Below are 8,789 nucleotides of genomic sequence, written 5' to 3'. Positions count from 1 at the left end.
CTGCTACGCAGCCCAACGCGGGACAAGCCCGCTCGCCACAACAGCCCTATCTGCCGGGCGTTCAGCGTTGAGCAAAAGTTGTGTAGATACCCATGCTCCGATGAGGCCCTCACCCACACCACAAGCCCTGCCATGAAAAAGCCCCGAACCAGTCGGGGCTTTTTCATTCACTGCAACGGCTTAGCGCGGGAACGCAGGCGGGTTGACCCCGGCCATGTCTTCCATCACGCGAACCACCTGGCAGCTGTAGCCGAACTCGTTGTCGTACCAAACGTACAGCACAACGCGGTTGTCCTGGCTGATGGTCGCTTCCGCGTCCACTACGCCGGCGTGGCGCGAGCCAACGAAGTCGGTGGAGACCACTTCCTGCGAGTTGACGAAGTCGATTTGCTTGTGCAGGTCGGAGTGCAGCGCCATGTAGCGCAGGTACTCGTTCATCTCTTCACGGGTGGCGGCTTTCTCAAGGTTGAGGTTGAGAATGGCCATCGACACGTTAGGCGTCGGCACACGGATCGCGTTACCGGTCAGCTTGCCAGCCAGCTCAGGCAGGGCCTTGGCAGCGGCAGTGGCAGCACCGGTCTCGGTGATGACCATGTTCAGCGCGGCGCTACGACCACGGCGATCGCCCTTGTGGAAGTTGTCGATCAGGTTCTGGTCGTTGGTGTACGAGTGAACGGTTTCAACGTGGCCGTTAACGATGCCGAACTTGTCATTCACAGCCTTCAGCACCGGCACGATGGCGTTGGTGGTGCAGGAAGCGGCGGACACGATCTTGTCGTCGGCGGTGATTTCGCCGTGGTTGATGCCGTGCACGATGTTCTTGAGCTTGCCTTTGCCAGGCGCGGTCAGCACGACGCGGTCGATACCCGGACAGGTCAGGTGCTGGCCCAGGCCCTCGGCATCGCGCCATACGCCGGTGTTATCCACCAGCAGGGCGTCCTTGATACCGTACTGGGTGTAATCCACCTCAGTCGGGTTCTTCGCGTAGATCACCTGGATCAGGTTACCGTTGGCGGTGATGGTGTTGTTTTCTTCGTCGATGGTGATGGTGCCGTTGAACGAGCCATGCACCGAATCGCGGCGCAGCAGGCTGGCACGCTTGGTCAGGTCGTTCTCGGCGCCTTTGCGCACCACGATGGCACGCAGGCGCAGGCCGTCGCCGCCACCGGTTTTTTCGATCAGGATGCGCGCCAGCAGGCGGCCGATACGACCGAAGCCGTACAGGACAACGTCGGTGCCTTTGCGGGCAGCGGCGTTTTGCTGGCCAACCACATCGGCCATTTCTTCACGCACGAACTGCTCGGCGGTACGGCCGGCGCCTTCCTGGCGGAATTTGTAGGCCAGCTTGCCCAGGTCTACCGAAGCCGCGCCGAGCTTGAGCTCGCTCATGGCCTTGAGCAGGGGGAATGTTTCGTGGACGGAGAGTTCGCTGTCGTCGGCAGAACGATGGCGAGCAAAGCGATGCGCCTTGAGAATCGCGATGACTGATTGGTTGATCAGGCTGCGGCCATAGATCGAGCTCACCACATTGTTATTGCGGTACAGCTGACCGATAAGCGGGATCATCGCTTCTGCGAGTGCTTCACGGTCGATCCATTCACCAAGACACTGGTCGGGCTTCTGAGTCACGGGAACCTTCCACATGTAGGGGCTGAAAAAAGGGGCTACATTATGTCGCCCGACCGCCCGTTGAGCAATGCGCCAACCACAACAAAAAGCCCTTGCAAAAAAATACCACCCCGCTACAGGCCAGGAAACACGCGGGTTTCAGAAGGCCACCAATGGCGCACTGCCGCCAACTTGTCCGTAACTCTCCGAAACATCCGTGCAAAACGGCACTACATAATGAGTCAAAAGGCTGCTTTGTTTGTCTTAGCCACTACATTTCCTACAAACCGTAATAGGCTCAGTCAGCAACTGACAGGCGGCACCTCGGGCCGTTACAATTACCGACTTTGTCGCAACGCTTGGAGCTCAACCTTCCGTGCCCGTTCTGCGTCTACCGCTTCTCCCTGCCGCGGCAGGTAAACAGCACTGGGGCAACCTGCCCGGTGCCGCCCTGAGCCTGGCCATTGCCGAGGCTGCCAGCGCAGCCAAGCGCTTTACCCTGCTGCTCACCGCCGACAGCCAAAGCGCCGAACGGTTGGAGCAGGAGCTGAGCTTCTTCGCCCCCGATTTGCCGGTGCTGCATTTTCCCGACTGGGAAACCCTGCCCTACGACCTGTTCTCGCCGCACCAGGACATCATCTCCCAGCGTATCGCCAGCCTGTACCGCCTGCCGGAACTGGCCCACGGTGTGTTGGTGGTGCCGATCACCACCGCCCTGCATCGCCTGGCGCCAACCAAGTTCCTGCTGGGCAGCAGCCTGGTGTTGGATATTGGCCAGAAGCTCGACGTGGAGCAGATGCGCACGCGCCTCGAAGCCAGCGGCTACCGTTGCGTCGACACGGTGTATGAGCACGGCGAATTCGCCGTGCGCGGCGCGCTGATCGACCTGTTCCCGATGGGCAGCAAGTTGCCGTACCGCATCGACCTGTTCGATGACGAAATCGAAACCCTGCGCACCTTCGATCCGGAAAACCAGCGTTCCATCGATAAGGTCGAGTCGATCAAGCTGCTGCCGGCGCGGGAATTCCCGCTGCAAAAAGACGCGGTCACGCGCTTCAAGGCGCGCTTTCGCGAACGCTTCGATGTGGACTTCCGCCGCTGCCCGATCTTCCAGGACTTGAGCAGCGGGATTACGCCGGCCGGTATCGAGTACTACCTGCCGCTGTTCTTCGACGAAACCTCCACCCTGTTCGACTACCTGCCCCAGGACACCCAAGTGTTCTCGTTGCCAGGCATCGAGCAAGCGGCGGAAAACTTTTGGAATGACGTGCGCAACCGTTATGAAGAGCGCCGCGTCGATCCGTCCCGGCCTTTATTGCCGCCCGCCGAGCTGTTCCTGCCGGTGGAAGACTGCTTCGCCCGCCTGAAAAACTGGCCGCGCGTAGTTGCCAGCCAACAGGATGTGGACGCCGGCAGCGGCCGCGAACGCTTCCCGGCGGCGACGCTGCCGGACCTGGCGATCCAGGCCAAAGCCACGCAACCACTGGAAGCACTCTCGAACTTCCTCGGCGACTTCCCCGGCCGCGTGCTGTTCACCGCCGAGTCCGCCGGGCGCCGTGAAGTGCTGCTGGAACTGCTGGAACGCCTGAAACTGCGGCCGAAAACCGTCGACAGCTGGCCGGATTTTGTCGCCAGCAAAGAGCGCCTGGCGATCACCATCGCGCCATTGGACGAAGGCCTGCTGCTGGATGACCCGGCGCTCGCGTTGATCGCCGAGAGCCCGCTGTTCGGCCAGCGTGTGATGCAGCGTCGCCGCCGTGAAAAACGCGCCGACGCCAACAACGATGCGGTGATCAAAAACCTCACGGAACTGCGCGAAGGCGCGCCGGTGGTGCATATCGACCACGGCGTCGGCCGCTACCTCGGCCTGCAGACCCTGGAGATCGACAACCAGGCCGCCGAATTCCTCACCATGGAATACGCCGAGGGCGCCAAGCTCTACGTGCCGGTGGCGAACCTGCACCTGATCGCCCGCTACACCGGCAGCGACGACGCCCTCGCGCCGTTGCACCGCCTGGGTTCCGAGACCTGGCAGAAAGCCAAGCGCAAGGCCGCCGAACAGGTGCGCGATGTCGCCGCCGAACTGCTCGACATCTATGCCCGTCGTGCGGCGCGCGAAGGGTATGCCTTCGCCGACCCGAAAGCCGACTACGCCACCTTCAGCGCCGGCTTCGCCTTCGAAGAAACCCCGGACCAGCAAACCACCATCGAAGCGGTGCGCGCCGACATGCTCGCACCCAAGCCGATGGACCGCCTGGTGTGCGGCGACGTAGGCTTCGGCAAAACCGAAGTGGCCATGCGCGCAGCCTTTATTGCGGTACACGGCGGCAAACAAGTGGCGATCCTGGTGCCGACCACCCTGCTCGCCCAACAACACTACAACAGCTTCCGCGACCGCTTTGCCGACTGGCCGGTGAGCGTGGAAGTGATGAGCCGCTTCAAGTCCGCCAAGGAAGTGAATGCCGCCGTCGCCGACCTCGCGGAAGGCAAGATCGACATCGTGATCGGTACGCACAAGCTGCTGTCGGACGATGTGAAGATCAAGAACCTGGGCCTGGTGATCATCGACGAAGAACACCGCTTCGGTGTGCGTCAAAAGGAACAGCTCAAGGCCCTGCGCAGCGAGGTCGACATTCTTACCCTCACCGCCACGCCGATTCCGCGCACGCTGAACATGGCCGTGTCGGGCATGCGCGACCTGTCGATCATCGCCACGCCGCCGGCGCGGCGCCTGTCGGTGCGCACCTTCGTCATGGAGCAGAACAAAAGCACGGTCAAGGAAGCGCTGCTGCGGGAATTGCTGCGCGGCGGCCAGGTGTACTACCTGCACAATGACGTAAAAACCATCGAGAAGTGCGCCGCCGACCTTGCCGAACTGGTGCCGGAAGCACGCATCGCCATCGGCCATGGGCAGATGCGCGAACGCGATCTCGAACAGGTGATGAGCGACTTCTACCACAAGCGCTTCAACGTGCTGATCGCCTCGACCATCATCGAGACCGGCATCGACGTGCCGAGTGCCAACACCATCATCATCGAACGGGCGGACAAGTTCGGCCTGGCCCAACTGCACCAGCTGCGCGGCCGGGTTGGGCGCAGTCACCACCAGGCGTATGCCTACCTGCTGACGCCGCCCCGCCAACAGATCACCGGGGACGCCGAAAAGCGCCTGGAAGCGATCGCCAACACCCAGGACCTGGGCGCCGGTTTTGTCCTGGCCACCAACGACCTGGAGATCCGCGGCGCCGGCGAACTGCTGGGCGATGGCCAGAGCGGGCAGATCCAGGCAGTCGGCTTCACCTTATATATGGAGATGCTTGAACGCGCGGTGAAAGCCATCCGCAAGGGCGAGCAGCCGAACCTCGATCAACCCCTGGGCGGCGGTCCGGAAATCAACCTGCGCTTGCCGGCGTTGATCCCCCAAGACTACCTGCCGGACGTGCATGCGCGGCTGATCCTGTACAAGCGCATCGCCTCGGCCACCGACGAAGAGGGCCTCAAGGACCTGCAGGTGGAGATGATCGACCGCTTCGGCCTGCTGCCCGAGCCAACCAAGAACCTGGTGCGCCTGACCTTGCTCAAATTGCAGGCCGAGCAGCTTGGGATCAAGAAAGTCGACGCCGGGCCGCAGGGCGGGCGTATCGAGTTCGAAGCGCAGACACCGGTGGACCCACTGGTGCTGATCAAGCTGATCCAGGGCCAGCCCAACCGCTACAAGTTCGAAGGGGCTACGCTGTTCAAATTCATGGTGCCGATGGAACGTGCCGAAGAACGCTTTAATACATTGGAGGCGTTGTTCGAGCGCCTCATCCCGAAATCTGTTTGAAGGACGCCCCAATGCGCCTGTTCCGCATTCTGAGCCTGTTATTGGTAGTACTCGCGCCTTCGGCATTTGCCGACAGTCCGTACCAGGTGGAAATGATCCTGGTACGCCAGAATGCAGAGCCTGCGCTTAACAGCCGCGCCGCACCGGAAAACTGGGACGACGGGGCCGTGCGCCTGGGCGACAGGATGAGCCCGCCGCGCCTGAACAATATCGTCGACAAACTCAACGCCGATAACAGCTTTACCGTACTGGCGCACAAGGCCTGGGAACAGAACCTTGGCGAGCAGCCGGTGAAGATCGCGATCACCGACGGCCAGGAGCAGTTCGGCCAGTTCCCCATCGAGGGTGTGTTGAGTCTGCAACTGGGCCGCTTCACCGATATCGATGCGGACTTCTGGCTCAACACGTTCGACAGCAACGGCAGCGTAGTGGCAAGCGAACACCTGAGCCAGAAAGACGTGCGCACCAAGAACAACCAACTCAACTACCTGGACGGCGGCCACCTGGCACTGCTGATCAAGATCACTTCGCTGACCGCCAAACCACCCAGCGCCCCCCCGCCCGACATTCAGGACTGATCCAGCGCCATGCCCCTGACGTCGCCGCTGACCAAACCCCTGGCCCCTTCATGGGCCAATCGCTTCAAAGAGCAAAGCCTGGAGCGCGGACGACGCTACGCCCTGGAGAACCGTGTGCGCATCGTCGAGTCCGGCGACAGCACCATCATCGCCAGTTGCGAAGGCTCGGGGGGCAACGTTTACCGGCAGACCATCTCATTGCGTGAATCGGCCAAGGGCGCGCTGATCCTGGTGGACAGCCGCTGTACCTGCCCGGTGCACACCAACTGCAAACACATCGCGGCGGTGCTGCTCAAGGTCCAGGAAACCCTGGCCTACCCGGCTGCGGCCCAGGATGCCGAGCTGCTGGAAAAACTCCAGGCCGTGCTGGATAACCGCGTGGTGTTGCCACAGGTGGTGATGGAGGATGTGGTGCCCGTGCCGCGCCTGTGGCTGGCCAGCGTCGAGTTCAGCGCGTTTGAACCGCGCAACGGCAAGATGCAGCGCTATATCCAGCACCGTGCGGCGCTGTCGTTCAACTATTTGGGCAACTATGTCAGCGGGCAGAAAAACGCCGACATCATCGTGCGCCAGGAAACCCAGAGCCTGCGCATCAAGCGCCATCCCGAGCTGGAGCAGCCCTATCGCGAGCAACTGCGCCTGCTCGGTTTCAAGATCGCCACGCGCCAGAGCAAGGCATTGCCGGAAAGCGCCGGCGAGTTGTTCGAGATGGTCAATGACAGCGCCTGGCTGAACTTCACCCTCAATGCATCGCCGACCCTGCGGGCCGAGGGCTGGGAGCTGCAGATCGACGAAGACTTCGGTTTTGACCTGAGCGCCGTCGACGACTGGTACGCCACTGTCGATGAAGGCCCGGAACGCGACTGGTTCGACCTGGAGCTGGGGATTATCGTCAACGGTGAGCGCCTGAGCCTGCTGCCGATCCTGCTCAACCTGATGCGCTCCCACACCGAAATCCTCAACCCGGAAAAACTCGCACGCCGCCGCGATGAAGAGCTGATCCTGGTGAATATCCCCGGCCTGCCCAACGGCGGTCACGGCCCACTGCAAGTGGCACTGCCCTACGGCCGCTTGAAACCGGTGCTCGCCACCCTCGGGGAGTTCTACCTGCAAGAGCCCGGCACCACCACGCTGCGCCTGGCCAAGGCCGATGCGATTCGCCTCAACCCGCTGGAAGACCTGCCCCTGCAATGGGAGGGCGGCGAGAAGATCCGCAACTTTGCCCAGCGACTGCGGGACATCAAGGATTTCACCTGTGCAGCGCCTGAGGGGTTGAACGCAACACTGCGGCCTTATCAGCTGGAAGGCTTGAGCTGGATGCAGTCGCTGCGCCAACTGGAGGTGGGCGGGATTCTTGCGGATGACATGGGCCTGGGCAAAACCCTGCAGACCTTGGCACATATCCTCAGTGAAAAGATCGCCGGGCGCCTGGACCGGCCGTGCATGGTGGTGATGCCCACCAGCCTGATCCCCAACTGGCTCGACGAAGCGGCGCACTTCACCCCGCAACTCAAGGTGCTGGCGCTGTACGGTGCAACGCGTAAGAAACATTTCGCCAGCCTGCAAGACTATGACCTACTGCTAACCACTTACGCGCTGCTACCCAAAGACATCGAACACCTCGCCGCCCTGCCCTTGCATGTGCTGATCCTCGATGAAGCCCAGTACATCAAGAACCCTTCCAGCAAGGCTGCCCAGGCCGCGCGCGAGCTGAATGCCCGGCAGCGCCTGTGCCTGAGCGGCACACCGCTGGAAAACCACTTGGGCGAACTCTGGTCGCTGTTCCACTTCCTGCTGCCGGGCTGGTTGGGCGACGTCAAAAGCTTCAACCGCGACTACCGCGTCCCCATCGAAAAGCGCGCCAGTGAGGTGCGATTGCAGCACCTCAACGGCCGGATCAAACCCTTCCTGCTGCGCCGCACCAAGGAGCAGGTGGCCACGGAACTGCCGCCCAAGACCGAGATCATCCACTGGGTCGACCTCAATGAGGCCCAGCGCGATGTGTACGAGACCATGCGCCTGGCCATGGACAAAAAGGTGCGCGACGAGATTACCCGCAAAGGCGTGGCGCGCAGCCAGATCATCATCCTTGAGGCACTGCTGAAGCTACGCCAGGTGTGCTGCGACCTGCGCCTGGTCAACGATGCGACCCTGCCCACCCGTGGCAGCAGCTCGGGCAAGCTCGACAGCCTGATGGACATGCTCGAAGAGCTGTTTGAGGAAGGCCGCCGGATCCTGTTGTTTTCCCAGTTCACCTCGATGTTGAGCCTGATCGAAGTCGAGCTGAAAAAACGCGGTGTCGCCTACGCACTGCTGACGGGCCAGACCCGCGATCGGCGCACACCGGTGAAGGATTTCCAGAGCGGCAAGTTACAGATTTTTCTGATCAGCCTGAAGGCCGGCGGTGTGGGCCTGAACCTGACCGAAGCCGATACCGTGATTCACTACGACCCGTGGTGGAACCCGGCCACGGAAAACCAGGCCACTGACCGTGCGTACCGCATCGGTCAGGAGAAGCCGGTGTTCGTGTACAAGATGATTGCGCGAGGCACGGTGGAGGAGAAAATCCAGCACCTGCAAAAGGAAAAATCCGACCTGGCGGCGGGTGTGCTGGATGGGCGTACGACTGGGGATTGGCAGCTGGGCAACGAGGATATCGAGGCGTTGTTTGCGCCGTTGCCGAACAAGCAAGAGAAACGTTGACTGTCAGACTGCTATTGCAGGCAAGCCAGCGCCCACATTTGGAATGCGTTCGCCTGCGATGAAGACGACTCGGT

At 61.7% G+C, this 8,789-nt stretch carries 4 protein-coding genes; 3 read left to right on the top strand and 1 reads right to left on the bottom strand.

Annotation, left to right across the window (positions count from 1 at the left end):
- Positions 1 to 180: 180 nt before the first annotated feature.
- Entirely contained in the window at positions 181 to 1,644 is a 1,464-nt protein-coding gene (locus tag AB1462_RS21755) for a glyceraldehyde-3-phosphate dehydrogenase (protein ID WP_259193600.1), read from the bottom strand.
- A 340-nt stretch (positions 1,645 to 1,984) separates the two neighbouring features.
- Here AB1462_RS21755 and mfd point away from each other — a divergent pair, with 340 nt between their 5' ends.
- The 3 genes from mfd to AB1462_RS21740 are packed head-to-tail and all read left to right on the top strand — an operon-like array spanning position 1,985 to position 8,715.
- Entirely contained in the window at positions 1,985 to 5,434 is a 3,450-nt protein-coding gene (gene mfd / locus AB1462_RS21750) for a transcription-repair coupling factor (protein ID WP_367247902.1), read from the top strand.
- 11 nt (positions 5,435 to 5,445) lie between these two features.
- Positions 5,446 to 6,012, top strand: coding sequence for a CsiV family protein (locus AB1462_RS21745; protein WP_090407756.1), 567 nt, complete (start codon positions 5,446 to 5,448; stop codon positions 6,010 to 6,012).
- Positions 6,013 to 6,021: 9 nt separating this feature from the next.
- Positions 6,022 to 8,715, top strand: coding sequence for a DEAD/DEAH box helicase (locus tag AB1462_RS21740; protein WP_259193601.1), 2,694 nt, complete (start codon positions 6,022 to 6,024; stop codon positions 8,713 to 8,715).
- The last annotated feature ends 74 nt before the right edge of the window (positions 8,716 to 8,789 follow it).

The sequence above is a fragment of the Pseudomonas sp. SB113 genome, assembly GCF_040754745.1.
Lineage (GTDB): Bacteria > Pseudomonadota > Gammaproteobacteria > Pseudomonadales > Pseudomonadaceae > Aquipseudomonas > Aquipseudomonas grimontii.
This window is presented reverse-complemented; position numbering and strand designations above follow the sequence as displayed.

Coding starts and splice junctions, on each gene's coding strand:
- AB1462_RS21755 (WP_259193600.1), bottom strand. CDS start 1,644: ATGTGGAAGGTTCCCGTGACTCAGAAGCCCGACCAGTGTCTTGGTGAA.
- AB1462_RS21740 (WP_259193601.1), top strand. CDS start 6,022: ATGCCCCTGACGTCGCCGCTGACCAAACCCCTGGCCCCTTCATGGGCC.
- AB1462_RS21745 (WP_090407756.1), top strand. CDS start 5,446: ATGCGCCTGTTCCGCATTCTGAGCCTGTTATTGGTAGTACTCGCGCCT.